General features: G+C 58.2%; 26 protein-coding genes. 17 read left to right on the top strand and 9 right to left on the bottom strand.

Going from position 1 to position 25,981, the window contains the following annotated elements:
- The first annotated feature begins 183 nt into the window (after window positions 1-183).
- Both QPM17_RS05225 and QPM17_RS05220 read left to right on the top strand, forming a co-directional pair.
- Window positions 184-948, top strand: a complete 765-nt coding sequence (locus QPM17_RS05225) for an EAL domain-containing protein (RefSeq protein ID WP_285389376.1) — start codon at window positions 184-186, stop codon at window positions 946-948.
- A gap of 21 nt (window positions 949-969) precedes the next feature.
- Window positions 970-1,326 carry a hypothetical protein gene (locus tag QPM17_RS05220; protein ID WP_285389375.1) on the top strand — a complete coding sequence of 119 codons (357 nt, stop codon included), beginning with the start codon at window positions 970-972 and terminating at the stop codon, window positions 1,324-1,326.
- 9 nt (window positions 1,327-1,335) lie between these two features.
- Here the strand turns inward: QPM17_RS05220 and QPM17_RS05215 are convergent, their stop codons facing one another.
- The gene (locus tag QPM17_RS05215) at window positions 1,336-2,229 is read right to left on the bottom strand and encodes a LysR family transcriptional regulator (RefSeq protein WP_285389374.1); all 894 of its coding nucleotides are present in this window, start codon (window positions 2,227-2,229) and stop codon (window positions 1,336-1,338) included.
- Window positions 2,230-2,349: 120 nt separating this feature from the next.
- Between QPM17_RS05215 and QPM17_RS05210 the strand changes: the two genes are divergently transcribed.
- From QPM17_RS05210 to QPM17_RS05190, 5 genes are all read left to right on the top strand, one after another.
- Window positions 2,350-3,561 (top strand): acyl-CoA dehydrogenase family protein, encoded by a 1,212-nt coding sequence (locus QPM17_RS05210; protein WP_285389373.1) that lies wholly within the window; start codon window positions 2,350-2,352, stop codon window positions 3,559-3,561.
- A 390-nt stretch (window positions 3,562-3,951) separates the two neighbouring features.
- Window positions 3,952-4,767: an SDR family oxidoreductase gene (locus QPM17_RS05205; protein ID WP_285389372.1), complete on the top strand. Its 816-nt coding sequence runs from the start codon at window positions 3,952-3,954 to the stop codon at window positions 4,765-4,767.
- 42 nt (window positions 4,768-4,809) lie between these two features.
- Window positions 4,810-5,874, top strand: coding sequence for a phosphotransferase family protein (locus QPM17_RS05200; protein ID WP_285389370.1), 1,065 nt, complete (start codon window positions 4,810-4,812; stop codon window positions 5,872-5,874).
- Entirely contained in the window at window positions 5,874-6,563 is a 690-nt protein-coding gene (locus QPM17_RS05195) for a histidine phosphatase family protein (RefSeq protein WP_285389367.1), read from the top strand. Before QPM17_RS05200 ends, QPM17_RS05195 begins: the two co-directional genes overlap by 1 nt.
- A 16-nt stretch (window positions 6,564-6,579) precedes the next feature.
- Window positions 6,580-7,350 carry an SDR family oxidoreductase gene (locus QPM17_RS05190; protein WP_285389365.1) on the top strand — a complete coding sequence of 257 codons (771 nt, stop codon included), beginning with the start codon at window positions 6,580-6,582 and terminating at the stop codon, window positions 7,348-7,350.
- 2 nt (window positions 7,351-7,352) lie between these two features.
- Here QPM17_RS05190 and QPM17_RS05185 read toward each other — a convergent pair whose 3' ends face one another.
- Window positions 7,353-8,222, bottom strand: coding sequence for a DUF6279 family lipoprotein (locus tag QPM17_RS05185; protein WP_285389363.1), 870 nt, complete (start codon window positions 8,220-8,222; stop codon window positions 7,353-7,355).
- 266 nt (window positions 8,223-8,488) lie between these two features.
- Between QPM17_RS05185 and napE the strand changes: the two genes are divergently transcribed.
- From napE to QPM17_RS05155, 6 genes are read left to right on the top strand one after another with little or no spacing between them, the layout of a single operon-like run.
- On the top strand, window positions 8,489-8,662 hold the full coding sequence (gene napE / locus QPM17_RS05180; RefSeq protein WP_285389361.1) for a periplasmic nitrate reductase, NapE protein: 174 nt from the start codon (window positions 8,489-8,491) through the stop codon (window positions 8,660-8,662).
- Window positions 8,663-8,671: 9 nt separating this feature from the next.
- The gene (napF, locus tag QPM17_RS05175) at window positions 8,672-9,169 is read left to right on the top strand and encodes a ferredoxin-type protein NapF (protein WP_285389359.1); all 498 of its coding nucleotides are present in this window, start codon (window positions 8,672-8,674) and stop codon (window positions 9,167-9,169) included.
- Complete coding sequence (locus QPM17_RS05170) at window positions 9,162-9,461, top strand: chaperone NapD (protein WP_285389356.1); 300 nt, start codon at window positions 9,162-9,164, stop codon at window positions 9,459-9,461. The genes napF and QPM17_RS05170 overlap by 8 nt, the downstream gene beginning before the upstream one ends.
- Before the next feature lie 22 nt (window positions 9,462-9,483).
- Window positions 9,484-11,988, top strand: a complete 2,505-nt coding sequence (gene napA, locus QPM17_RS05165) for a nitrate reductase catalytic subunit NapA (RefSeq protein WP_285389354.1) — start codon at window positions 9,484-9,486, stop codon at window positions 11,986-11,988.
- Window positions 11,989-11,999: 11 nt separating this feature from the next.
- A complete protein-coding gene (locus tag QPM17_RS05160) occupies window positions 12,000-12,476 on the top strand; it encodes a nitrate reductase cytochrome c-type subunit (RefSeq protein ID WP_285389353.1) in 477 nt (158 codons plus the stop codon).
- Window positions 12,473-13,060, top strand: coding sequence for a NapC/NirT family cytochrome c (locus QPM17_RS05155; protein WP_285389350.1), 588 nt, complete (start codon window positions 12,473-12,475; stop codon window positions 13,058-13,060). The genes QPM17_RS05160 and QPM17_RS05155 overlap by 4 nt, the downstream gene beginning before the upstream one ends.
- A gap of 39 nt (window positions 13,061-13,099) precedes the next feature.
- Here QPM17_RS05155 and dacB read toward each other — a convergent pair whose 3' ends face one another.
- On the bottom strand, window positions 13,100-14,677 hold the full coding sequence (dacB, locus tag QPM17_RS05150; protein ID WP_422732724.1) for a D-alanyl-D-alanine carboxypeptidase/D-alanyl-D-alanine endopeptidase: 1,578 nt from the start codon (window positions 14,675-14,677) through the stop codon (window positions 13,100-13,102).
- A 199-nt stretch (window positions 14,678-14,876) separates the two neighbouring features.
- Between dacB and QPM17_RS05145 the strand changes: the two genes are divergently transcribed.
- Together QPM17_RS05145 and QPM17_RS05140 are read left to right on the top strand one after the other, a co-directional pair.
- Window positions 14,877-15,800, top strand: coding sequence for an aldo/keto reductase (locus QPM17_RS05145; protein ID WP_285389347.1), 924 nt, complete (start codon window positions 14,877-14,879; stop codon window positions 15,798-15,800).
- Entirely contained in the window at window positions 15,797-16,483 is a 687-nt protein-coding gene (locus tag QPM17_RS05140; protein WP_285389345.1) for a DUF6064 family protein, read from the top strand. Before QPM17_RS05145 ends, QPM17_RS05140 begins: the two co-directional genes overlap by 4 nt.
- Here the strand turns inward: QPM17_RS05140 and dkgB are convergent.
- Window positions 16,452-17,261, bottom strand: coding sequence for a 2,5-didehydrogluconate reductase DkgB (dkgB, locus tag QPM17_RS05135; protein WP_285389342.1), 810 nt, complete (start codon window positions 17,259-17,261; stop codon window positions 16,452-16,454). The genes QPM17_RS05140 and dkgB overlap by 32 nt on opposite strands.
- Before the next feature lie 122 nt (window positions 17,262-17,383).
- Between dkgB and QPM17_RS05130 the strand changes: the two genes are divergently transcribed.
- Entirely contained in the window at window positions 17,384-17,797 is a 414-nt protein-coding gene (locus QPM17_RS05130; RefSeq protein ID WP_285389340.1) for a GFA family protein, read from the top strand.
- 10 nt (window positions 17,798-17,807) lie between these two features.
- On the opposite strand, the gene QPM17_RS05125 is transcribed toward QPM17_RS05130, so the two are convergent.
- Complete coding sequence (locus tag QPM17_RS05125) at window positions 17,808-18,932, bottom strand: PQQ-dependent sugar dehydrogenase (RefSeq protein WP_285389338.1); 1,125 nt, start codon at window positions 18,930-18,932, stop codon at window positions 17,808-17,810.
- 214 nt (window positions 18,933-19,146) lie between these two features.
- On the opposite strand from QPM17_RS05125, the gene QPM17_RS05120 reads away from it, so the two are divergent.
- Entirely contained in the window at window positions 19,147-21,324 is a 2,178-nt protein-coding gene (locus QPM17_RS05120; protein ID WP_285389337.1) for a TonB-dependent siderophore receptor, read from the top strand.
- Window positions 21,325-21,443: 119 nt separating this feature from the next.
- Here the strand turns inward: QPM17_RS05120 and QPM17_RS05115 are convergent, their stop codons facing one another.
- From QPM17_RS05115 to QPM17_RS05100, 4 genes are read right to left on the bottom strand one after another with little or no spacing between them, the layout of a single operon-like run.
- Window positions 21,444-22,265: a (2Fe-2S)-binding protein gene (locus QPM17_RS05115; RefSeq protein WP_285389334.1), complete on the bottom strand. Its 822-nt coding sequence runs from the start codon at window positions 22,263-22,265 to the stop codon at window positions 21,444-21,446.
- Window positions 22,255-24,282, bottom strand: a complete 2,028-nt coding sequence (gene fhuB, locus QPM17_RS05110; protein ID WP_285389332.1) for a Fe(3+)-hydroxamate ABC transporter permease FhuB — start codon at window positions 24,280-24,282, stop codon at window positions 22,255-22,257. Before fhuB ends, QPM17_RS05115 begins: the two co-directional genes overlap by 11 nt.
- Complete coding sequence (locus tag QPM17_RS05105) at window positions 24,272-25,204, bottom strand: iron-siderophore ABC transporter substrate-binding protein (protein ID WP_285389329.1); 933 nt, start codon at window positions 25,202-25,204, stop codon at window positions 24,272-24,274. Before QPM17_RS05105 ends, fhuB begins: the two co-directional genes overlap by 11 nt.
- Window positions 25,194-25,967, bottom strand: a complete 774-nt coding sequence (locus QPM17_RS05100) for an ABC transporter ATP-binding protein (protein ID WP_285389327.1) — start codon at window positions 25,965-25,967, stop codon at window positions 25,194-25,196. The genes QPM17_RS05105 and QPM17_RS05100 overlap by 11 nt, the downstream gene beginning before the upstream one ends.
- Between the last annotated feature and the right edge of the window lie 14 nt (window positions 25,968-25,981).

Below are 25,981 nucleotides of genomic sequence, written 5' to 3'. Positions count from 1 at the left end.
TCCGGATACTCCTTCGGGTCGCTTTGATCGTATACAGGACAATATGTGCTTCAGTGTAGTCATGTGGTGCAGGGATTCCACATGATTTAACGGAGTATTTCTTTTACCGTAATGCTCTGGTGGCTATAGTGAACATGAGGCATTTATGTCGTTGCATGCCATCGGTCGAAACTTGGAGTCGTAGTGGATAAGCCTGCCGAACTGTTTGATGAATCCCATTGTGAACAATGCGCCTGTGGCGAAGGACTGGACTTTTCCTTTACCTTCGCCTTTCAACCCATCGTCGATGTAAGCAATGAAGCTGTCTACGCCTACGAGGCCCTGGTTCGTGGGCCGGAAGGTGAGGGTGCCTACAGCGTGCTGTCAAAGGTCAACGAGAAAAACCGTTATTCCTTTGACCAGATCTGCCGGGTAAAAGCTGTAAAACTGGCAGCACGCTTGAATATGGAAACGAGGCTGAGTATCAACTTCATGCCCAATGCCGTCTACAACCCCGAGTATTGCATCAGGACGACACTGGCCGCAGCGCAAACGTACAAGTTTGATACCCGCAAGATTATTTTCGAGCTGATCGAGACAGAGGATCTTTCTTCGCTGGATCACCTTGTGGACATTATCAGCTCCTACCAGAATATGGGTTTCCATACCGCCCTGGATGATTTCGGCGCCGGCTATTCGCGTTACAATATTCTCATTGCCAGCCCGCCAAATCTGCTCAAGCTTGATATGGCGCTGGTTCGGGACATTCATAAAGAGCCCAACAAACAGGCCGTTGTCGCCGGCATCATAGCCATGATGACGCAGCTTGGTGGTAAGATTGTGGCCGAGGGAGTTGAAACTGAAGAAGAGTACTTCTGGTTGCGGTCACAGGGTATTACGCTGTTTCAGGGGTATCTCTTTGCCAAACCCGGCTTCGAATGCCTGCCGGAACCCCACTTTCCCTGCTAAACAAGCTTTTGAGGATTAACTTTGTTCTATCGCCTGATAACCCTTGTTGGCGGACTCATTTTCGTCATTGTCCTGTTCGCCCTGATCTGGTTTTTCTGCAAACAGTTTCTGCTTCGCCACGGGGTAAAGGATCAGGTGTCCGACCGCGCAACGGTGCTGGCCACCTGGACATTTGCCGGTGTGGGTGTGGGCCTGGTCTTTGCAGTGCTCGGGGCCTTCATCCTTGGCCCCTGGGCCTTTTACCGCACGCTGCGGGGCCATGACATGCCCGTGTCGGAGGGCGCGGCCATCTGGTGGGGTTTCGCTATAGTAGTGGCCTCGCTGGCAATTACCGCCGCCGGGTTCCTGGGTTTTCTGAGGCTGGTGGGTGCCTACTGACTGCAAAGCTCAGGCAATACTGTTCAGTTGCTCCCTGAACCAGAGAAGCGCCGGTTCCCGCTCATAGGCCTTGTGCCAGTATAGATGCACATCGATCGGGGGCAAATCCGCCGGCGCAGTGTGAATATCGATCTCAGCACGCTCGGCAATGATCCGGGCGTAGTTCTCCGGCATGGTCAGTAACAGGTCGGTTCCTTCCGCCACCCGACAGGCCGCGTAATAATGCTGGCACCGCAGTCGAATACTCCGCTGCACTCCGAACCTTGACAGTTCGAAATCCTCGATGCCGGGCCCCTCGGATCGGGACGACACCAGCACGTGCTTGGCTTGCAGGTAATTCTCCATGGTCAGTCCCCCTCTAACCAGCGGATGCCCCTTTCTCGCAAGAACCACCAACCTGTCCCGCCGCAACAGCTCATGGGAGGTCTGATTGCTGACCGGCAGCAGTACATCCACCGCAAAATCCAATTTCCCTGCTGCCAGTTGGGTCTCCATGTCCCGCCGGGGCACCCGCTGGCTGACAATTTCCAGTTCCGGATAATGTTCCAGCCGGCCCATCAGTTTGGGTAAGAAAGTGGACTCAAGGATATCCCGCAGTGCCAGTGAGTAGGTTTTGCGCTGGTTGGCGGGGTCGAAAGCGTGGAACTGGTTGACCGCACTCTGTATCTGCGTCAGCCCCGGGCGCATGGATTCGAGAAAGCGGCGTGCCAGGGGGGTCGGTACCATCTGGTTGCCTTGCCGGCTGAACAGCGGGTCATCGAAATGTTCCCGCAACCGTGACAGGGAGTGGCTGACGGCCGGCTGGGTAAGGTGCAGGGCCTTGGCTGCGCGGGTCAGGCTGCCTTCGCGGTAGATAGTGTCAAATACGTGCAGCAGATTCAGATCCAGCCGGTTGAGTGCCATGGGCGCCTCCTGTTCGCGAATAAACAGGCTTTATGATAAAGGATAAGAATAATTCAGTCGCGTAATAGTTTGGGGAAATCTAGACTGATGCTATATCGGTCAAACCACGAGGATACGGCGATGGATTTTAATATTTCCGAAAAAGGCCAGGACTATCTCAAGCGCGTCAAGACCTTCATGAAGGACGAAATTTTTCCCATTGAAGAGCAGTACCACAAGGAACTGATGGCGCAGGAAAACCGCTGGGTTGTGCTGCCTGTCATCAAGGAACTGAAGGAAAAGGCCAAAGTCCAGGGCCTGTGGAACATGTTCTTTCCGGACGAGAAAAATGGCTGTGGCCTCCTGAATTCCGATTACGCCCTGATTGCCGAAGAAACCGGCCGCAGCTTCATTGCCCCGGAAATCTTCAACTGCAATGCGCCGGATACCGGCAACATGGAAGTGCTGATCCACTACGGTTCCGAGGAACAGAAAGCCGAATGGCTACCACGCCTGCAAAGCGGCGAAGTGCGCTCCGCCTTCTGCATGACAGAGCCGGCCGTTGCCTCTTCAGATGCCACCAACATGGAAGCAACAGCCATTGTGGAAGGTGACGAGGTGGTCCTCAACGGTCGTAAATGGTGGAGCACCGGTGTTGGCCACCCGGACTGCAAGGTTGCCATCTTCATGGGACTGACAGATCCGGACGCCCACAAACACCGTCGTCATTCCATGGTGCTGGTGCCGCTGGACACGCCGGGCGTAAAAATCGAACGCATGCTGCCGGTGTTTGGTGCCTACGATGAGCCTTACGGTCACGGTGTTGTGTCTTTCGAGAACGTGCGTCTGCCAAAGAGCGCCTTCATCGCCGGTCCGGGCCGCGGTTTTGAAATTGCACAGGGCCGTCTCGGGCCTGGCCGCGTACACCATTGCATGCGGGCCATTGGTGCGGCAGAACGTACTCTGGAACTGTTGATCAAGCGTGCTACAAGCCGCGAAGCCTTCGGTCGCCCGATTGCCAAACTGGGCGGGAACCCGGACATTATTGCCAATGCGCGGATGTCGATTGAGCAGGCTCGGTTGCTGACATTGAAATGCGCCTGGGCGCTGGATACCAAGGGTATTTCCGGGGCATTGCAGGAAGTGTCGATGATCAAGGCGGTGATTCCGAAGATGCTCCAGCAGATTGTGGATGATGCCATTCAGATTCACGGTGGCGCCGGTGTCAGCGACGATGATTTCCCGCTGACCCAGCTGTTCGCCTATGCTCGGGTTCTGCGCCTGGCCGATGGTCCGGATGAGGTTCACCGGGCGATGGTTACGCGGTTGGAGCTGGCCAAGTACCGAAAGTGAGATGTCTGTACCCCGGTCCTCTGATTGGGTGCACGGAGCCGGCGGGAGGATGTTTCAGAAACACGCTCCTTCGGCACATCCATGTGACGCTTGGACTCCGCCATCCATGGCTCCGTACAGTTTCTGAAACATCCTCCCGCCGTCTCCGGTTAACTAAGGAGTCGGCCTGCGAGGTGGAGCAGAGTAATGCAATGAGTTTTCTGGAAGATTGGGCGGGCTGACTGAATTGTTCGGGAGTCGGCGACGGGGAGGTCCTTCTGAAACCCTGCGGAGCCATGGATGGCGGAGCGGAGCGTACAGGGACGTATTCACAGCGTGTTTCAGAAGGACCTCCCCGTCGACGGCTCATGCACCAAATTCAAAAACACGAAAACACAGCGGAAAATAACGATGACACAAAGAGTATTTATAACCGGCGGGGCCAGCGGCCTCGGCCGGGCGATTGCGTTGAAGTATGCCAGGAAAGGGGCCAGGGTCTGCATTGGTGATATTAACCCGGAGCAGGGGGTTGCCGTAGAGAAGGAGATCAACAACGCCGGGGGCGAAGGCTACTTTGTTGAGTGCGATGTTCGGCGGCTGACGGATTTGGAGAAGATCTGTGCCGACCTGACCGATAAGTGGGGTGGGGTGGACGTTGTGGTGAACAACGCCGGTGTTGCCTCCGCGGGCTCCATCGAAGACACCACCATGGCCGACTGGGAATGGATCATGGACATCAACGTGCTGGGCGTGGTTCGAGGCTGCAAGGCCTTTACGCCGCAGTTCAAGAAGCAGGGCTCCGGTGCGTTTGTGAATATCGCCTCCATGGCCGGGCTGATGCTTGCGCCGTTGATGGACAGCTACAATGTATCCAAGGCCGGTGTGATCGCGCTCTCGGAAACCCTGAGCCAGGAGCTGAGAGACTCGGGTATACACGTCAGCTGCGTGTGCCCGGCGTTTTTCCAGACCAATCTGACCAGCAGCATGCGGTCCGATATTCCCGGCATCCAGCAGAACGTAAACAAACTGATGAAGCGCTCCACCATCACCGCTGAAGATGTGGCTGACGATATCATCCGTGCGGTGGATAAGGGTGATTTCTGGGTGCTGCCCCACGCGAAAGAACGCCGTATGTGGATGGTCAAGCGCCACGCACCCAAGGCGTTTGACTGGCTAATGCACCAGGAGAGCAAGCGCTGGATGAAGAAAATGGGCGGCAAGGGCTGAACACCGCCTGCTGCCATATTGAGAACCAGAGGAGAGCCCTGAATGACCCAGATTGACCAGGCTGTTGATATCCGCGAAGGCGAAGAGCTGGATGTCGCGGCTGTTGACCGCTTCATGAAGCAGGCCATTCCGGACCTGGAAGGTGTGCCGGAGATCAAGCAGTACCCCGGTGGTGCTTCCAACCTGACCTATCAGGTGGATTACGGCGACCGTTCCTACGTATTGCGTCGCCCGCCGTTCGGCCATATCGCCAAGTCCGCCCACGACATGCTGCGGGAAGCGAAGGTGATGCGGGCCCTCAAGCCCGAGTTTCCCTACGTGCCCAATATCGTCGCCATCTGCGACGACCATGACGTACTGGGCTGCGATTTCTACGTGATGGAGCGCCTCAAGGGCATCATCCTGCGCCAGGACTTCCCCAAGGATTTCGAACTCAGTGAGGCGGATACCCGCAAGCTGTGCCTGAATGTGATCGACAAGCTGGTGGATCTGCACAATGTCGATGCCAAGGCTACGGGCCTGGACAAGCTGGGCAAGGGTGCCGGTTATGTGCAGCGCCAGATCGGCGGGTGGAGTGACCGCTTTCGCAAGGCGAAAACCGATGACGTGGGTGACTTTGAAGCCGTGATGGGCTGGCTGAACGACAAGATGCCGGACGATATTGCCCAGGTGGTCATTCACAACGACTACCGTTTTGACAATGTGGTGCTGAACCCGGATAACCCGTTCGAAGTTATCGGCGTGCTGGACTGGGAAATGGCCACCATTGGCGACCCGTTGATGGACCTGGGCAACAGCCTGGCCTACTGGATCCAGGCAGATGATGAGGGGCCGTTCCAGATGCTGCGCCGGCAACCCACCCACCGCCCGGGTATGCTGACTCGCAAGGAAGTGGTCGCTTACTACGCCGAGAAATCCGGCCTGACAATCGACAACTTCGATTTCTACGAAATCTACGGACTGTTCCGGCTGGCGGTGATCGTCCAGCAGATCTATTACCGCTATTACCACGGCCAGACCAAAGACAAGCGCTTTGCGGCATTCGGACACGCGGCCAACTATCTGGAGAAGCGGTGTCAGCGGCTGATCGAGGCGAGTGACCTGTAATGGCAACGATCTATCTGATTCGCCATGGGCAGGCCAGTTTCGGCAAGGAAAACTACGATCAGCTGTCACCCCGGGGCTGGGAGCAGGGCCGTGTCCTGGGGCGCTGGCTCGCAGGCAAGGTTACCCCCAGTGCCGTTTTTGGCGGCAATATGGAGCGCCACCGGGAAACCATGGAGGCCATTACCAGCGGTTATGGTGAGGCACTCCCGGATATGCAGGCGGTAGAGGGTTTCAGCGAATTTGACCATACCCAGCTGATTGAACGTCTGCGCCCGGAATGGGAAGACCGGGAGCGTATGGCGCGGGATCTGGCTGCGTTTCCAAAACCCGCAAGAGCTTTCCAGCAGGTGTTCGAGGAAGCGATGGTCCGGTGGGTCAGCGGGCAACATGACGACGAATACGCCGAGAGCTGGGGTGAATTCCAGAACCGGGTGATCACTGCCCTGGAGCAGCTGATTGACTACACAGACGGCGGCGACACCCTGGTGTCCACCTCCGGCGGCCCCATTGCCGTTATGGCACAACACCTGTTGCAGCTGAGTGATCGCAAGACACTGGACATGAATTCCGTGATTGCCAATACCAGCGTCACCCGCATCCTGCATTCAGGGGCCCGGCGCAGCCTCGCAGTGTTCAACAATTACAGTCACCTGGAGGCGGAAGATGCTTCCCTGGTGACCTTCCGATAACGAATTGAGGTGAAGAATGAGCAAGCAAGACCTGTTTGATCTGAGCGGCAAAGTGGCCCTGATCACCGGTGCCAGCCGCGGTATCGGCGAGAGCATCGCCCGCACCCTGGCCAACTATGGTGCCCACGTTATTGTCAGCAGCCGCAAGATTGATGGCTGCGAGGCCGTGGCCAGCAGTATCCGCGAAGACGGCGGCAGTGCCGAGGCCTATGCCTGCCACATCGGTGAAATGGACCAGATTGAAGACATCTGGCAGCACATCGAGTCAAAGCATGGCAAGCTGGATATCCTGGTGAACAACGCGGCGGCCAACCCCTATTTTGGCCCCATTGAAGACACCGATCTGGGTGCCTACCACAAGACCGTGGACGTGAATATTCGCGGTTACTTCTTCATGTGTGCCCGTGGCGCGCAGATCATGAAGAAAAACGGTGGCGGCTCCATTATCAACGTGGCGTCTGTGAACGGCGTCAATCCGGGGCATTTCCAGGGCATCTATTCGGTGACCAAGGCGGCGGTTATTTCCATGACCAAATCCTTCGCCATGGAACTGGGCCAGCAGAAGGTGCGGGTGAATGCGTTGTTGCCGGGCCTGACGGATACCAAATTCGCCAGTGCGCTGACCAGCAACGAAGCCATCAAGAAACAGGCCATGGCTCATATTCCCATGAAGCGGGTGGCGGATCCGGACGAGATGGCCGGCACGGTTCTGTACCTGGCGTCCGGTGCCTCCAGCTACACCACCGGTACCTGCATCAACGTGGACGGCGGTTACCTGACGATTTGACGTCAGCTGTTCTGGTTTTCGGTATCCTCGCCGACACAGGCGAGGGTGTCGAAGTCTCCTGCCAGTTCTTTCGCCCGTGCCACCAGGTGATCAAGGTGGCGCTGGTCGGCCTGCTGTAAGAGTTCTGTCATCAGCTGTGCCATGGCCGGCCGGCTTTCCGACATCATCTGCTGATACCTCTCCCCGCGTACTTCTTCGTTGTTGTCGATCAGGTAACTGATGCGATCGGCAAAGCTGTCGCTGTCTCTTTCCTCGATGGCGCCCAGTAATGCCTGCTGCCAGTTGCGCCGGCCTTCCAACCAGATCTGCGTCTGTTCGCCCCGGGCTTCAGACCAGATCCTGACGGTTTCCCGCTGGCGGCCATTGAGTGGCCCCAGCCAGCGCTCAACCCGTTCACTGGTGCGCTCTGCCCGTGCGGCACCGGTTTTCTCTGGATCGTCCGCCAGAAACTCTTCTTCCATTTCTTTCTGACTTTCTTCCATATTCGCGGCCAGCTGCCGCACTTGTTCATCATCAAGACTCGCCAGAAGGCGCACGACCGCGGGTGTGGCCCGTTCAATCAGGGGTGGGAGGAAAGAAAACAGTTTTTCCTGGTGCCAGACCACCGTCGGCTCATCAAGGTCTCCGCCACCAACGTCGCTTTCGAGCTGCGTAAGCCATTGTGAGTATCGCGGCAGCTCGGTGCTGCAGTGCCAATGCCGAAGGTCCCGTATGTCCTGTTCCAGCCGCGATTCCTGCACCGAAGTCATGGGAATATAGTCGTCCACCCACCAGACAATGCCCCAGTCCGCGTAGCGGTAGGCCAGTTTGGTTGAGCTGCATCCTGCCACCAGCAGCAGGCTTGTAAGAACAATACACAAGGTACGCAGCATGGACCTCTATCCCGGGAAGCGTTTCGAATCATACGTCGTCGCAAGGCTTTCAGATGGGGCTGCTTTTAATAATCAGACTACCAGATTGATCCATTCGAGAACCTGAGCACGTAAAGAGTAGGGTACATTTAAAGCGTTGATGATTTCGCCCCGGTCTAGCCGGGGTTTTTTTATGCCTGTGGGTAATCCAAAAATGTGATTTTTATCAATTGAAAAATGCAGGATCTTGACTAGCTTGAAAATACACACATAAAAAAGGCGGGTATATGGATGATCCCCAGAATGTGTCGTCGGATGACCGCAGGCGGCATGAGTTCCGTTTGTTTATTTTCCTGATTGTCTTCCTGTTTCCTATTCTGGCGGTAGCGGTTGTGGGTGGTTACGGCTTCATAATCTGGATGTCCCAGGTACTCATGGGGCCACCAGGGCCACCGGGATAGGGAGCAGGCATGTCTGTCTCCCTGGCCCGCAGATCCTTTCTCCGCGGAGGCCGTGCTCTGTCTGCCGAGCGCAAGCCTCCCTGGACAGATGAATCGTTCATTGAAGCCTGTGTTCGCTGCGGTGACTGTATTGATGCCTGCCCGGAGAATGTTCTGTTCAAGGGCGATGGCGGTTTTCCGCAAATCCGTTTTCAGGATGAGGGTTGCACCTTTTGTCAGGAATGCGTGCGGGTCTGTGATGAGCCCGTCTTTGACCTGGCGCGAGAGGCATTCCCCTGGCGCGCCCGCATCCGGGATAACTGCCTGGCGCTGGCCAACATCCATTGCCAGAGCTGCCAGGATGTCTGCGAGCCATCCGCCATCCGCTTTTCCCCTTCACTCGGCCATGTACCCATGCCAACGGTCGCTCTGGATGACTGCACCGGCTGTGGTGCCTGCGTGGCTGTCTGTCCCCAGGATGCCATAGAGCTTTCCGCCCCTGAGGTAAAGGAGACCAACCATGACTGAGTCATCCTCTGAGGAGGTGCACATTGCCAGCTTTATTGTTCACTGCTGGCCCGAATACCTGGATGCCATCAAGGCCAGGGTTAATCAAACCGAAGGCCTGGAAACCGGCGCAGAATCCCCGGGGGGCAAGCTGGTGGTCATTGCGGAAGGCCCGCATCAAAGCCGGCTGCTGGAAACAGTCGAACTGCTGGAAAGCCAGCCTGGCGTCCTGGAGTGCATCCTGGTCTATCACGAGCTGATGTCGGCCGCTGAAGCCAACCACGAAATGATTGACCTGAACACAACACAATAAACCTGATGACAGAGACAGAATCATGAACCTGACACGACGCGAATTCGCCAAGGCCAATGCACTGGCTCTGGGCGCCTCAGCCGCCGGGCTGTCAATTCCCGCAGGGGCGGCTAACCTGATCACCAACGCCGAGCTTACGGAACTGAAGTGGAGCAAGGCGCCTTGTCGCTTCTGTGGAACTGGCTGCAGTGTAATGGTCGCCACAAAGAACAACCAGATCGTTGCCACCCATGGCGACACCCAGTCTGAGGTCAACCGCGGCCTGAACTGCGTGAAAGGGTACTTCCTGTCCAAGATCCTCTACGGGCGGGACAGGCTCACCAAACCCCTGTTGCGTAAACGGGATGGCAAGTTCCACAAGGAAGGGGAGTTCCAGGAAGTCAGCTGGGACGAAGCCCTGGACGTGATGGCGGAAAAATTCACGTCTTCCATAAAAGAACATGGCCCGGACAGTGTCGGCATGTTCGGGTCCGGCCAGTGGACCATCTGGGAAGGCTACGCGTCCAGCAAGTTGTTCAAGGCCGGTTTCCGCACCAACAACATCGACCCGAATGCCCGGCATTGCATGGCGTCAGCCGTGGCCGGTTTCATGCGCACGTTCGGTGCGGACGAGCCCATGGGGGTCTATGACGACATAGAGAACGCTGATGCCTTCGTGCTCTGGGGTTCGAACATGGCGGAAATGCACCCGATCCTGTGGACGCGGGTGACCGACCGCCGGTTGTCGCATCCCTCCACGGAAGTGGCGGTACTTTCCACCTATAAACACCGCTCGTTTGATCTCGCTGATTTGCCAATGGTGATGACGCCCCACGCAGATGTGGCGATCCTTAACTACATTGCCAACTACATCATCCAGAACGATGCGGTCAACGAGGACTTCGTTAACAAGCACACCAAGTTCGTCAAGGGAGCCGCGGATATTGGTTACGGCCTGCGGCCGGAAGATCCCCGCGAGCAGAACGCCAAAAACTCAGATAATGCCGGCAGTTTTGAAGACATGAGCTTCGAGGCTTTTGCCGAGTATGTGAAAGAGTATGATCTCGAGCGAGCCGTGAGGGTATCCGGCGTTCCCGCCGACCGCCTGGAGCGTCTGGCAAAACTCTATGCCGACCCGGACAAACGCGTAACCACCTTCTGGACCATGGGTGTTAACCAGCACACCCGTGGTGTCTGGGTTAATAACCTGATCTATAACGTACACCTGCTGACCGGCAAGATTGCCACACCCGGCAACAGCCCCTTTTCGCTGACCGGTCAGCCTTCCGCCTGCGGCACAGCCCGGGAAGTGGGGACCTTCGCCCACCGTCTGCCGGCCGATATGGTGGTGTCCAACCCGGAGCACCGGGCCATGGCGGAGAAGATCTGGAAACTGCCGGAAGGCACCATTCCCGCGAAAGTGGGTTATCACGCAGTGCTTCAGAGCCGGATGCTTAAAGACAGCAAGTTGCGGGTGTACTGGACCCAGGTTACCAACAACATCCAGGCCGGTCCCAACACCATGCAGGAAACCCTGCCGGGCTGGCGGAATCCGGATACGTTCATCATCGTCTCCGACATTTACCCGACGGTGTCTGCCCAGGCGGCTGATCTGATTCTGCCCTCCGCGGGCTGGGTTGAGAAGGAAGGCGCCTACGGCAACGCCGAGCGCCGAACCCAGTTCTGGCAGGAGTTGGTGACGGCTCCGGGCGAAGCCAAATCCGATCTCTGGCAGACGCTGGCCCTCGCCAGGCGCATAAAGGTGGCGGATGTCTGGCCTCAGGACCTGCTGGCCAGGGCGCCCGAAATGCGGGACAAGACCCTGTTCGACGTGCTCTACCGTAACGGTAACGTGGATGCCTACCCGCTGGATGACCTGAATCCGGATTATGGCAATCACGAAGCCAAAGACTTCGGCTTCTATATCCAGAAGGGCCTGTTCGAGGAATACCGGAAGTTTGGTAAGGGTAAGGGCAAGGATCTGGCAGATTTCGATACCTACCATAAAACCCGCGGCCTGCGGTGGCCTGTGGTGGACGGCAAGGAAACCCTCTGGCGGTATCGCGAGGGCTCCGACCCATACGTGGAAGAAGGCACCGGGTTCCAGTTTTATGGCAATGCCGATAACCGCGCACGGATATTTGCCCTGCCTCATGAGCCGCCAGCGGAGTCCCCGGACGACGAGTATCCCTTCTGGCTGTGTACCGGTCGTGTTCTGGAACACTGGCACACCGGTTCCATGACCCGGCGGGTAGGTGAACTGCACAAGGCGGTACCTGATGCCCTGCTTTACATGAATATGGAAGACGCAAGGGAGCAGGGGTTCCGGCGGGGCAGTGAGGTTCTTGTGGCCAGCCGCCGCGGCGAGGTGCGGCTGCGGGTGGAAACCCGTGGCCGTGTCAGCGTCCCCCGGGGGATGGTGTATGTGCCTTTCTTTGACGCCGGCAAGATCATCAACAAAGTCACTCTGGACGCCACTGACCCCATATCCAAACAGACGGATTTCAAGAAGTGTGCGGTTCGTCTGGAACTGGTAGACCTGGCTTGAGGAGACACACCATGAAAAAGCTGATCGCTATTCTGCTGACGGCCTCCTTTGCCATGGTTGCAACGGCTGAGTCGCCTTCACTGTCACCCTCTGCGCCTGATGGTCTCCGGGAGGGCGGAACCCTGGGTAAGGTGGGCGATGCGCCACCCATTGCCGGGGACCCCCGAGACGTCAAGCGGGAAGTACGCAATTACCCGGAACAGCCACCGGTCATCCCCCACAGCATCCGGGGTTATCAGGTGGACAAGCGCTTTAATCGCTGCCTTGAGTGCCACAGCCGTGAGTCTGCGCCCTCGGCAGGCGCCCCGATGGTCAGCGTGACCCATTTCATGGATCGCAATTTCCAGGTCAGAGCGGAGGTAACACCGGGGCGGTATTTCTGTACCCAGTGCCACGTGCCTCAAACCGACGCAGAAGCACTGGTGGAGTCGGACTTCAAGCCCATCGATCAGGTGATCCGTCAGGGCGCCCGGGAGGATAGCCAATGATGGGTCGGCTGAAGTACTACTGGCGCCTGTTGAGAAAACCCAGTGTTCACTACAGTCTCGGGTTTCTGACGCTGGGCGGGTTTCTGGCCGGGATTATATTCTGGGGCGGTTTCAATACGGCCCTGGAGGTCACCAACACCGAGGAGTTCTGTATTGGCTGCCACGAGATGTACAGTAATCCTTACCAGGAACTGAAAGACACCATCCACTACACCAACCGCTCTGGAGTCAGGGCTGAATGTTCTGACTGCCATGTACCACATGACTGGACCCACAAGATAGGCCGCAAAATGGAGGCGTCCAAGGAAGTCTGGGGCTGGCTGTTCGGCACCATCGATACGCCGGAAAAGTTCGAGGAAAAGCGCCTCGAGCTGGCCCAGCGGGAGTGGCACCGGCTGAAAGCCAACGACTCACTGGAGTGTCGCAACTGTCACGAGTTTGAGTCCATGGACTTTACGTTACAGGATCCGCGCGCTGCCGAAGCCCATTCCACAGCGTTGACCGGTGAGGGAGACCAGACCTGTATCGACTGTCACAAGGGCATTGCCCATGAGTTGCCGGACATGGCAGGTGTGAGCCGCTAGGAGGAAGCCGCTGATCCGGCCCGGATCAGCGGTGAAAGCTCAGCGAACCGTGGTGTTACCGGACGGCGCCTGGGAAAGGGTTGTTCCGGTAGGCGGGCGGTGATGGAGAGAGTAGATGATCCGGTCCAGTACTGCCTGCCCATTCCAGGCGGGGTCATTGTTGACCATGCCCACGACAGCCCAGGTGGTGTTGGTGTCATCACGGGTATAACCGGCAATAGAGCGTACGTTTTCCAGGTAACCGGTCTTGATGCGGCCCTTGCCGTCCAGACCGGTGTTCCGCAAACGACGTGCCATGGTGCCGTCCATTGCAATCAGCGGCATGGAGGCCATCAGATCGGCGGAGTAGTCGCTGTTCCAGGCGTGTTGCAGAATCTGCGCACCCTGGCGTGCAGTGATCCGGCCATGACGGGTAAGGCCGGCACCATTATCAATCACCATGCCGGCGGTATTGATGCCTTTGTCCTGAAGCCATTGGTAAATCACACGGATACCGGCAACGCGATCATCTTCATCGTCGTCGAGCCGGTGCTCCGCGCCAATGGACAGCAACAGTTGGCGCGCCATCACGTTGCTACTCCACTTGTTGATATCACGCACCATGGTTACCAGGTCTGGTGAGGTGGTTTTAAGCAGCAATCGGGCGTCATCAGGAGTGCTGGCGAGCAGACTTTTGCCGCTGATTTCAATGCCCATATCCGTAAGCAGTGAGCGTATCAGCGAAGCGGTGTATTGCTCATGGGGCAGCAGAGAGAGGTACGCGGTAGTCCGACAGCCCCGGGGCAATTGACCAGTCACTCTGACCGTTACCCTGTGGTCTTCGTGGAAGATGGGTTCCCATTCAAATCTTCTGCGGGCAGGGCACGGGCCTTCAGCCACTGCCGTTACCCGGTTGTCGATGACAACATCGTTCAGCGAGGGTGCGCTCCAGGCCTGCGTTCCACGCTCATCCGCCCGCACCTGGAAATGCACAAGATTCAGATTTGTGAGGTAGGGTGAAGGCTGCACCAGGAAGGGCGCATTGGGGTTGTCACCATTGTCATCGAAGCCGGGCAACCCGTCTGCCAGCCTGAATACGTCACCGTCCAGTACCAGATTGCCATTGATGGCGCCGATGCCCATGCCTCGAAGCTCATTCAGGGTACTCCACAGGCGCTCAATGGTCAGTTTGGGGTCACCGCCCAGTTCGACATAGAAGTTGCCATTGAGGGTGTCGCCTACAAGCTCACCATCGGTATAGAAGTTGGTGTCCCAGTGATAGGTGGGCCCCAGGGTTTCCAGCGCTGCATAGGTGGTAATCAGCTTGATGATGGAGCCGGGACTCATTAGCGCGTCAGCATTGATATACTGCTCAATGCCGGGGCCATTCAGGGGGATGGCGGCCATGCTCAGGGCCTGGTCATCGTTCAGGGACTGGAACGCGTAATCACGCACCTGGCTGCTCCAGGTCTTCTTGGGGTTGCTGGTTGTCTCGGCGGCCGGTTCAGAAGCGGAGGCAATGCCCAGTGACAGAATGGCTGCCATGGCAGAAGCGAGCAGGCGTGGTACCACTCGACCATGCTGTCGGTCAGTTCCGTTGTGTGTACTGTATGAATGGCTTCGTGCCGTCAGCAACATGGGACAATGCTCGTTGGTTTCAGATCATTTAACAATAGCCCAAAACTTGTGCTCATACTATGTGGAAAGGCTATACATGACGTTAAAAAATGCCAGTAGGGTCGTTGTTTATACAGCATTTTTGTTAGCAGATGTAAGTGCTCCATTTAATCAACAAGTTAGCGCAATCATGAGCTCGAAGAACCTCGGAGGTTGACGTATGGCGACACGGTTTACCCGACGAAAGTTCCTGGCCGGACTTGCTGCCACAGGCCTTTCGCTACGTATGCCGGTACTGGTGGCTGCACCCGGTGAAAAAGCCATCACCCGGGCCATTCCCTCTTCGGGAGAGTCATTGCCGGTGATTGGCATGGGCACCTGGCGCACCTTCAACGTGGGTGGTGATCGTCACCTTGTGGGTGAGCGCACCGACGTATTGAAGACCTTTTTCGAGCTTGGTGGCAGCCTGGTGGACTCGTCACCCATGTACGGTTCCGCAGACGATGTAATGGGCGAGGCACTGGAAAGGCTGGATGCCCACGACAGGGTCTTTGCCGCCAACAAGATCTGGACCCGGGATGGCGATGCCACCCGTGAGCAGGACAGGGCATCCCGCCGGAAATGGGGCATTGAACGCTTTGACCTGCAGCAGGTTCACAACCTGCTGGCGTGGGAAGCCCATCTGGATACGCTCAAGCGGATGAAGGCGGACGGGGACATTCGCTATCTCGGTATCACCACCTCCCACGGCCGGCGTCATGGAGAGTTCGCCCGAATAATGGAGCAGGAGCCCCTGGACTTTGTACAACTGACCTACAATGTACTGGACCGCGAAGCCGAGCAGCGCCTGTTGCCGCTGGCGAGGGAGCGAGGCATCGCCGTCATCGTGAACCGTCCCTTCCAGGGTGGCCGCCTCTTCCGTCGCTACCAGTCTGAACCATTGCCTGCCTGGGCGCCGGAGGCCGGCTGCAGCAACTGGGCCGAGTTTTTCCTCAAGTTCATCGTGTCCCACCCGGCGGTCACTTGCGCCATCCCTGCAACAACACGCGTGGAACACATGAAAGAAAATATGGGGGCTCTGTATGGCACATTGCCGGATGAACAACAGCGCCGGCAAATGGCCGACTACGTGGCGGGGTTATGACTGATACGGACTGGTCCAGCTATTCACTGTCGGACTTTCTGATGTTCGGGCCGGAGGTGTTTCTCCGACTCTTTGTGCGTATCAACCAGGATCTCTGGCCCTGGCAAGGCCTGGCGATTGTGATGATGGTACTGATCGCCGCGTTACTGGTGCGCGGCGACACGATGGCCAAGCGTGGCGTTCTGCTGCTTCTCGCGCTCGCCTGGATGTGGAGCGGTGCCGGTTTCCTGATGGCGTATTATGGGCCCATCAATACCCCGGCTGACTGGTTTGGCTGGGCCTTCATCCTGCAAGCCGCGCTGTTGACGGTGGCAGCCCTGGTGTGGCCCTGGGACGGAACCTGCGTAGCGCCGGAAAGCCGGTGGAAGGCAGGCGTTGGCTGGTTTGCGCTGACGGCACTGCTGCCCCTGTTGGTGGTGGGGCAGTCAGGCAACTGGAAGGCGGTGGCGCTTTTTGGAGTCACGCCCGACCTGACAGTTGCCGCATCCATACCCTGCATGCTGCTGTTACCCAGGCGGGTGCGTTGGCTGTTTTTGCTGTTGCCCCTGCTGTGGGCGCTGTTCAGTGCGGCAACCCTGTGGACTCTTGGTACACGTCTGATGGTTCTGCTCCCGGCTGCCACATTGGTCCTGACAGTTGCCGGGTTCTGGTTCAGTCCCAGGCCGGTGCAAAATCGGGGTTAGCAATACGCTCGTTGCGGTCCAGCCTGTCTATTTCTGCGATTTCGCTGGCGCTGAGCGTGATGTTGAGTGCATCCAGGTTGGCTTTCTGGTGCTGCGGACGTGTTGATGAGGGGATGGGTACCACCCCACGGGATGCAACCCAGGCCAGGGCAATCTGTGCCGGCGAGGCATTGTGCTCTTCGCCGATCCGGATCAGGGTTTCATCTTCCATCACCTTTCCCACGGCAAGGGGCATGTAGCCTGTGACAGTAATGCCCAGGTTCTGCGCATGGTCCACCACCTTGCGGTTGGCGAGGAAGGGATGAACCTCCACCTGGTTGGTAAGAATGGGCGTATCACCCAGTATCTCTTTTGCTCTGTCCATCTGGGCGCAGGTGAAGTTGGAGATGCCGATGTGTGTTGTCAGACCCTCGCGCTGTGCGTCGCGCAGGGCACCAAGGTATTCCTCCATGGGTACTTCGTCGCCTGGCGAGGGCCAGTGGATGAGAGTGAGATCCACATGGTCGGTTTTCAGTCGCGCCAGGCTGTCGTGTAAGCTGTTGATCAGGTCACTCCGATGAAGCTGCTCATACCAGATTTTGGTGGTCAGGAAGATCTCACGCCGCGGAATGCCGCTGGAGGTAATGCCATCGCCCACTTCGGATTCATTTTCATACATCTGGGCCGTATCGATATGCCGGTAACCGAGTGAAAGGGCGCTTTTGACCGCGTCTCTTGCATCATTGCCTTTCAGGCGGAACGTGCCCATACCAATTTTCGGAAGTGTGCTCAATGCCATAGTGTCCTCCTTTGCGAACGCTCTGACTTGTACGTGGTGCTCGCCCGCTGGTTCTTCAAGTGGCGGGTGGTTATCATACCGCCTGAGAATACGGCAAGCGGACTAATCATCGAGGTCAAAACATGCTGACAGGGCAATGCCTTTGCGGCGATATCAAGCTGGAATACGACGGCCCGCTGGGGCCCATAGCCCTATGCCATTGCAGTCAGTGCCGACGCGCCCACGGCAGTGCCTTTTCCGCCAGCGCGCCAATACAGAAAATCCGTACCCGTTTCACGGCGGGTGAAGAACTGATCCGTGAATACGAATCCCGGCCCGGTAAGTTCCGCGGCTTCTGCCCCCGTTGTGGCAGCCAGTTATACAGCCGGGTGGATGCCATTCCAGGTATATTGCGCCTGCGGATCGGTATGGTCAATGAGCCCCTGGGGAAGGGGCCGGCCTCACATGTTTACGTCGGTTCCAAGTCCGACTGGTTCACCATCACCGACGATATTCCCCAGTTTGATAAAACCGAAAGGACTAACGACCCGAACTGACAGCGCGTAATCACTCCGCAGGTAGAATTCGGTAAACCTTGCCGTTGGAGTGATCCGTCAGCAACCACAGGACGCCATCAGGCCCCATTCGTACATCGCGGATACGTTCCCCCAGGTCTTCCAGAAGATCCTCTTCTTCCCTGACCTCCCCGTTTTCAATTTTCAGGCGTACCAGCTTCCGCATCTTCAGTGCCCCCACAAACAGGTCGCCCTGCCATTGGGGAAACCTGTTGCCGGTGTAGAATGCCATGCCGGAGGGCGCAATGGACGGATCCCAGTAGTGGAGCGGGTCGGTTACGCCTTCCATGGTGGTCTTGTCAGTAATTGGTACCCCGGAATAGTCGATACCGTATGTGACGTCCGGCCAGCCGTAATTGTTACCCGCACGGATGATGTTGATTTCGTCGCCACCCTTGGGCCCATGCTCGTGGCTCCATATCTCTCCGGTTTCCGGATGAATGGTCATGCCCTGGATGTTGCGGTTGCCGTAGGTAAAAAAAGTGTCATTTACCGATGGTTCATCGATGAACGGGTTACCGGGAGCCGGCTCTCCGTCGGTGGTCAGGCGATGCACACCACCGGCATCGTCATCAGTTGCCTGGGCACGATCCATTTCGCCCCGGTCGCCCACCGCAATGTACAGGTTGCCATCGCGGTCGAATTCCATACGGCCTGCGAAGTGGCGACTTGTGGCGCCACGGGGTAGGGCTTCGAAGATCACTTCCACGTCGGATAACTGGTTGCCATCCAGCTTCGCCCTTGCCACCCGTGTGGTCATGCCTTTGCGGCTTACCTTGTGAGCATAACTGAGAAACAGGGTGTGGTTGGACTCAAAATCCGGGTGAAGGATGACATCCAGCAGGCCACCCTGGCCTGAAACCACCAGCTCGGGTACCCCGGAAATGGGCTTCTCCTGCAGGACTCCGTTCTCAATGCGGCGCAGCCGGCCCTCGCGTTCGGTTACCAGTTGGGAACCATCGGGAAGGAACGCCAGGCTCCAGGGGTGTTCAAGGTTCCGGGCGACAGTGTCCAGCCGAAAATCCGCCTTGTCCGAGGAAAAGGTCTGTTCCGCGATGGCCATTGCGGAAACCAGGACAAGGCTGATGCCAATGATCAGGTGTCTGCAGGTATGCATGGAGCCCCCCTTGTAGCGCCGTCGTTCAGTGCCTTGTTGATGTATGAGGATAGCAGTTGGAGTGGGAGCCGACGAAAAATCCTGTTCCACAACAAAAGTGGATCAAACAAAAAACGCTCGCAATACCTAATTAATGTTTCAAACAATAATGATTCGTATTAAGATGTGCGAACCAGATTTACTGCATTCAATAAACCCTGAAACGGAGAGAAAGATGTCCCGAACTTCGGTCCCCACGTTCCGCCGTAATGCGCTGTTCACTGCCATCGTCTGTGCCACCCTGCCTGGCTTCGTGGCCGCCCAGGAAAGCGGACCCACGACACTGGAAGCGCTTGATGTATCCGCCGACCGCAGCCAGGTCTCCTCTGAGTCCACTGGCAGTTACACCAGCGGTGCAACCACAACCTCCATGAAGATGGAACTCGGTCATCGGGAAACGCCGCAGGCAGTAACCGTGATCACGCGCGAGCAGATGGACGATTTCGCGCAGAACGATATAAACGATGTTCTGGAGGGAACCACCGGGGTGACAGTGGAGTCGGTTGAGACTGACCGCACCTACTACACATCCCGCGGTTTTGATATCAACAACTTCCAGTATGACGGCGTCGGCCTGCCGGCGGTGTACGATAACGTACAGGGCGAGTTGGACACCGCATTCTTTGACCGGGTTGAGGTAGTGCGCGGCGCCAATGGCCTGATGACGGGGTCCGGTAACCCCTCGGCAACCGTTAACTTCATCCGCAAACGCCCTACCGCAGAAACCAACGCGTCAGTGGCGGTTACCGGTGGCTCATGGGACAAGAAGCGTATCGTCGGGGATGTGTCCGGTGCAGTGTCTGAATCCGGAGCGGTGCGTGGCCGCGTAGTTGCCGGTTACGAAGACAAGGATTCTTACCTGGACCGCTACAGCAACGAGAAGCAGATGTTCTACGGCGTCCTCGAAGCCGACCTGACGGACACAACGCTGCTGACACTGGGCCACTCCATCCAGACCTCGGATACCGACAGCCCGCTCTGGGGTGCCTTGCCCCTGTTCTTTACCGATGGCACCGCAACAGATTTTGCGCGGTCCACCAGTACGGCCTCGGACTGGTCCTACTGGGATAACACCCAGCACAACAGTTTTGTGGAACTGCAACAGGAACTGGCTGGCGGCTGGCAGGCCAAGGGCACAGTATTCCGGCTGGAAAATGACAGCGAATCGGAGCTGTTCTACCAGTTTGGTACCCCGGACCCCCAGACCGGTGAAGGCTTGATGGCCTACCCAAGCCAGTATGACCTCAATGTTGAGCAGTGGGTGGTGGACGCCTACGCAACCGGCCCCTTCAACCTGGCCAGCCGCACCCACGAACTGGTGTTGGGTGCAACCTGGTCCCGCTCAGAAACAGTGGATGAGTCCCGCTTTGGCCAGGGCATTGGTAACCCTCTTCCGCCGCTGAATGAATGGGATGGCAATTACCCCCGGCCGACCTTCGATAACGGCGTTAGCGGATCCGACTGGACGGATCGTGAGACTTCAACCTACGCCGCTGCACGCTGGACATTGACTGACGACCTGACAGCCATTACCGGTGTTCGTCTGACCTGGCTTGATAACAAGGGCACCAGCTACGGCACAGAGAAAACAACCAGCTACGATGCGGTTGAAACACCCTACGCGGGGCTGATCTACGATCTGAACGACGACCATTCGGTTTATGCGAGTTACACCGAGATCTTTACCCCGCAAACCGAACTGGACATCAACCGCGACCGGCTGGACCCGATCGACGGCGTTAACTACGAGCTGGGCCTCAAGAGCGAGTTCGCGGATGACCGTGTCAACACCACCATTGCCCTGTTCCAGACTGAGCAGCAGAACGTGGCAGAGGCCGCCGGCACATTCCCTGGCACCGCGGATCCGTACTACCGTGGCATCGACGGTCTTCAGAGCGAGGGTGTTGAGCTTGAATTTGTGGGTGACGTTACCGACCGGATCCAACTGTTCGCTGGTTACACCTACGTGAACATCGAAGACACCGATGGCAATTCCGCCAAGTCCTTTGTGCCAGAGCACCTGGCGCAGCTAAGGGGAACCTGGAAAGTGCCGGGCGTTGAAGGTCTGGAAGTCGGCAGCAAGGTACGCTGGCAGTCGTCCATCAGCCAGGAGCAGGGTGTTGCCACCACTGGGCCAAATGCCGGAGCCACCATCGTCACCGAGCAGGAGAGCTACGCGGTGGTGGATGTGATGGCCAGCTACGATTTCGCCCGTGACTGGAACGCCACCCTCAACGTGAACAACGTAACCGATGAAAAATACATCGAGAGTCTCAAGAAGTTTGGCGCTTCTGCCCAGGGCTTCTACGGAGCCCCGGCGAATGCCAGCCTGACGGTATCCTGGGTCTACTGACCCGGAGCAGGGGGCGGGAAATGACTCCCGCCCCTATTAACGGTAAAAGGGAGGAAAAGGAATGACGCCCGAACAGGAAATGATTGAAGGACTAAAGCTGGCTGCAGGTGCCGGCGCGGTCATCGGCCTGGTTGCCATTGGCCTGGCCCTGGGTCTGGCTGTTGGTGCCTGAGGGCGTCCAGTCGCTCCTTGCGATAGACACCACAGGTGCCGCAATAACCACCCTCGGGTAACAGATACTTCAGGCAGCATCCCTTCCGTTGCGGAATGGCTGTGGTCTGCCCACCGAACACCGCCGGAATCCAGTCGATGAACTGGTTGGCATCGTTGCTGAACTCCCCGAGCCAGCGTTGCGCCAGATCACATACGGCCGCAGGCTCTGCAAGATTCCACACTGCCGAGAATGGCGCACCCAGCCCAAGCCCGATACTGCTCCAGTAGGCTCCAGGGCTAACCCCCAGTTTTTGCCTGAATACGGGATACCAGTCACTCGTCTGCTTTCCGAGTGACTGTACAAACTCGTCTTCATTGGCGGCGTGCGCTCCTGGCATCCGGAACCAGCGTGAGGTGGCTGCCTCTCCACACCCCGCAGGGGCAAGAAAGACATGGCGGGGATCGGGCAGGGGAGCCTGGCCATCCAGGAACAGCCTCAATGTTAGTGGGGCAATAACGTTTAGCGCCAGATCCTGTTGAAGCACGGAAACCTGGGCCCGGATTGCGCGGGAATCTGCGGCGTGCGGGTAATCGCACTTCACCTGTTCGATGAGTAGCGCCGGTTCCTGCAGACAGTGCGCCAGAGAAAAGAGGCCACGGTGGTCATGGCAGGAGGGCTGAAGAGCCTGGGTAAGAATGGCGTCCCGGTCCAGCCCGGATGACTCCAGGAGCCGGGCGTAGCGTTCGGCCCAGGCGCCCCTGGCGCAGGGGTGCTCACTATCGGCCATGGCGGCTCAATCCCCACAGGAAATAGATGCCGCCTACCAGCGCAGCCAGCAGGCCAGCGGGCAACTGGTTGGGAAACACCACAACCCGTGACAGGAAATCCGCCACAGCGAGCAGAAGGCCACCCACCAGCGCTGCCACAATCATTTGTCGGCCCACGGTCTGCTGCCCCAGTACCCGAGCCAGGTGTGGTGCAATCAATCCTACAAAGCTCAATGGGCCAATCACCACCGTGGCAGAGGCGGTAAGCAGCGCTGCCAGAAACAGCAACAGCAGGCGTGCTCTGGCAACCGGCAGCCCAAGGGAAGAGGCAGCGGTGTCACCCAGGGGCAGAATGGTCAGCGGCCGCACAATCAACAGCAACAGGCCGCAGACCAGCACCATGAAACCCGTCAGGCCGAAGGCCTCACTCTCTGAGACCAGCCAGGTAGAACCGTACATCCAGTTCAGCAGTTGCGAGGCCACGGTACCGCCAGAGGCCATTACCAGCCGTAGTCCGGCGTCCATGAAGACATACAGGGCCAGGCCCCCAAGCAGAAGCTGGTTGCCGGCGAACCGGTGTTTGCGGGCGAGCAGAATCAGTAACCCCAGGGCACCAGCGGCCCCAAGGGTGGCGGCGCCCAGTTGGCCAACCCGGCTAACTTCAGCTCCCGAGAGCACAATCAATACCATGACCAGGGCAGCACCACCGCTGATGCCCAGCATTTCCGGGCTGCCCATGGGGTTTCCTGTCATCCTCTGAATCAGCGTACCGGCCAGCCCCAGCGCGACGCCGGCGAGTATGGACGCCAGCAACCGCGGGCCGCGCCAAACCCAGGCCTCGTCCCATTGGGTTATCGTCGTCCAGTGCCAGCTTTCCAGTCCCGGAGCCCAGCCCATGGAAACAACCACCGTGGCCACAAGCAGTGCAACGACGATGCAGGAAACAACCAGGGGGGAGCGGCGTTTGGGCAGAAAACCTGCCGGGCTGGATTCCTGTCCCGGCATATGATGGGTGTTCCTGAAACTCTGAAGCGCCAGCAGGATGACTGGGCCGCCGATCAGCGCGGTGGTGGTTCCGGTAGGCACCAGTGAACCATCGCCCCAGGTGGAAGCCCAATGTGCCAGGGTATCCGCCAGCAGCAGTAACCCGCCGCCCATCAGGGTGCTCCACAATAAACGGCTACCCAGGGTGCGGGCACCAAGCAGTCGGGCCAGTACTGGCGCTGCCAGGCCCACAAAGGCTACCACGCCAACCCGGCTGACTACTGTGGACGTCATCAGAACCACCAGAAACAATGCCAGTGCACGAATAAGTCCGACGCTGGCGCCGAGGGAGCTGGCGGATGTCTGCCCCAGTTGCAGCAATTGCAGCGGCCGCATCAATAGCAACATCAGAGCGGCCAGTACCAACACCCGGGGCCACAGCTCCAGAAACGGGCCCCAGTTGTTCTGAACCAGCGAGCCTGCACCCCAGATAAAGAGATTGCCCAGCCATTCACCTTTGAGTAGCAGGAATGCCATGTTCATGGCGCCCAGGAAGAAAGTGATGACCAGCCCCGCCAGAATGACGGTCACTGGAGAAAAACCCAACCTCCAGGTCAGTGCAATCACCATTCCGATTGCCAGCAGGCCACCGGCAATGGCTGCCAGATCCGGGCTGAATGCCAGTAGCCCCGGAGCAAATAGCGTGGCAACAGTGACACCGAACTGGCCACCGGCCTCTACGCCCAGGGTAGTGGGGGAGGCCAGCGGATTTCCCAGCACCTGTTGTGTAACACCGCCGGCCAGTCCCAGACCGCACCCGATCAGGATGGCGATGGAGACACGGGGCGCCCAGCTGTAGTGGGCCAGTACCGACGAATAGTTGTCCGGGTCAAAGGTCCAGAAGGCAGAGATCAGCGCGCCGGCATCCAGTTGGCCGAACCAGGGGGCAGAGCTTGCAGTCAGGGCCCCGAACCAGAGAAGGACCGTCGCCACGGGCAGTTTTGCGGGAATGGCAAAGCGCGGGGCCGGCTGTCTGGAGGTATCAGCGAACATTGTCGGAGCCTCCTTCCAGCAGCGTGTCTGCCAGCATGGTTGCCAGGCGTTTCACGGGAAAGACACCGCCAAAGGGCCAGACAGCGTCTATCTGGTAGACCTCGTTGCGCCTGACCGCTGGCAGGTACGTCCAGAACGGGCTATTTGCAAGAGTGTCGGCAAGGCCGGGCAGAATTGGCGAAATCACCACGATGCGGCTGTCATGATAGGGCGCAATGGCTTCCAGCCCGACAACCGAAAACCCCCAGAAGTTGCCCTCCCGGGGCCAGGCATTTTCAAGCCCAAGGGCATTCAGGGCGTACTGGTACAGGCTGTTGGGCGCGTAAATGCGCACATGGCGGTCGTCCAGGAAGTTCACCAGGGCAACTGGCCTGTCTGTCATGCCTGCCTGTTCCAGCCGCTGGCGCTGGGTGTCCAGGGTCCGCTCGATATCCGCCAGAATGGCTCTGGCCCGGTCTTCCCGGCCCAGCATTTCACCCAGTGTGGTCAGCATTTCACCGGCCTTTTCGAAGGGCCGGCTGCCGTTCCTGTAAACACTGATGACGTAAGTCGGTGCAATCCGTTCCAGAAGGTCGGCGGCGGGGGCCATTTCAGCGCTGGTGACAATCAGGTCCGGTTCCAGTTCGGCAATTGCCTCCAGGCTGGGGGCAACGCGGGTGCCGATATTGTGTACTCCCTCCGGCAGCTCGGGCTCTTTCACCCACACATCGTAACCAGCCCGATCCGCCACACCCACCGGGGTTTCGCCCAGCAGCAGGACGGCTTCGGTGGCTGCCCAGTTCAGGGTGATGATGCGCTTTGGGGGTTCGTCCAGAGTGAGGGTGCCGTACTCGTGTTGCCAGGTTTCGGCACTGGCCGTTAGTGAGAGAATGCCCGTGAGCAGCAGCGCAACACCGCTTCGGAGGTGACGCTTAGTGGACATAGGAGACCCACTGCCCCGGAGCCCGCTCCATTACGCCCATGGGCACACCATAGATGGATTCCAGTATCCCCGAGTCCATGATCTCCCGGGAGTTGCCGTCGGCGATCAGCTGTCCGGATTTGAGGGCCACCAACCGGTCGCAGAAACGGGCGGCCAGGTCCACATCGTGCAGCACCACAATCACCGTGAGCTCCCTCTCTTCCGCCAGGCGGTGGACCAGACGCAGGGTTTCCACCTGGTGTTTCACATCCAGAGCAGAGATGGGCTCATCCAGCAGCAGGCAGCGGGTCTGCTGTGCAAGCAGCATGGCCACCCAGGCCCGCTGGCGCTCACCTCCGGAAAGTGTGTCAACGGAACGGTGCTGGAACGGCTCAAGTTCGGTGTCCCTGATCGCCTGATCGATCAGCCGGTGGTCTTCCTCGTTGTAGCGTCCGAGGGGGCCACGCCAAGGGTAACGGCCAAGAGCGACCAGCTCCCTTACGGTCAGGCCGTCAGTGCCCGGCGGATGCTGGGGCAGATAGCCAACGGTGCGTGCAAATTCCCGCGCCCCGGTGGTGCGGAAGGAGATACCGAGCAGGCTGACATCGCCTGTGGTAGGGGCCAGTTGTCGCGCCAGGACCTTCAGCAGGGTGGACTTGCCGGAGCCGTTGTGGCCGAGCAGGGCGGTAACCTCGCCCTCGCGGAATTGAATGTTGATGTTCCGGAGGATCGAGGTGTCGCCAATGTTCACACCCAGGCTGGATACTTCGAAGAACGCAGACATGCAGGCTCCCGTAA

Origin of the sequence: Marinobacter azerbaijanicus (assembly GCF_030250645.1) — a bacterium.
Taxonomy (GTDB): Bacteria; Pseudomonadota; Gammaproteobacteria; order Pseudomonadales; family Oleiphilaceae; genus Marinobacter; species Marinobacter azerbaijanicus.
Note: the sequence above shows the minus strand (reverse complement) of the source record. Positions and strands in the feature narration are given on the sequence as shown.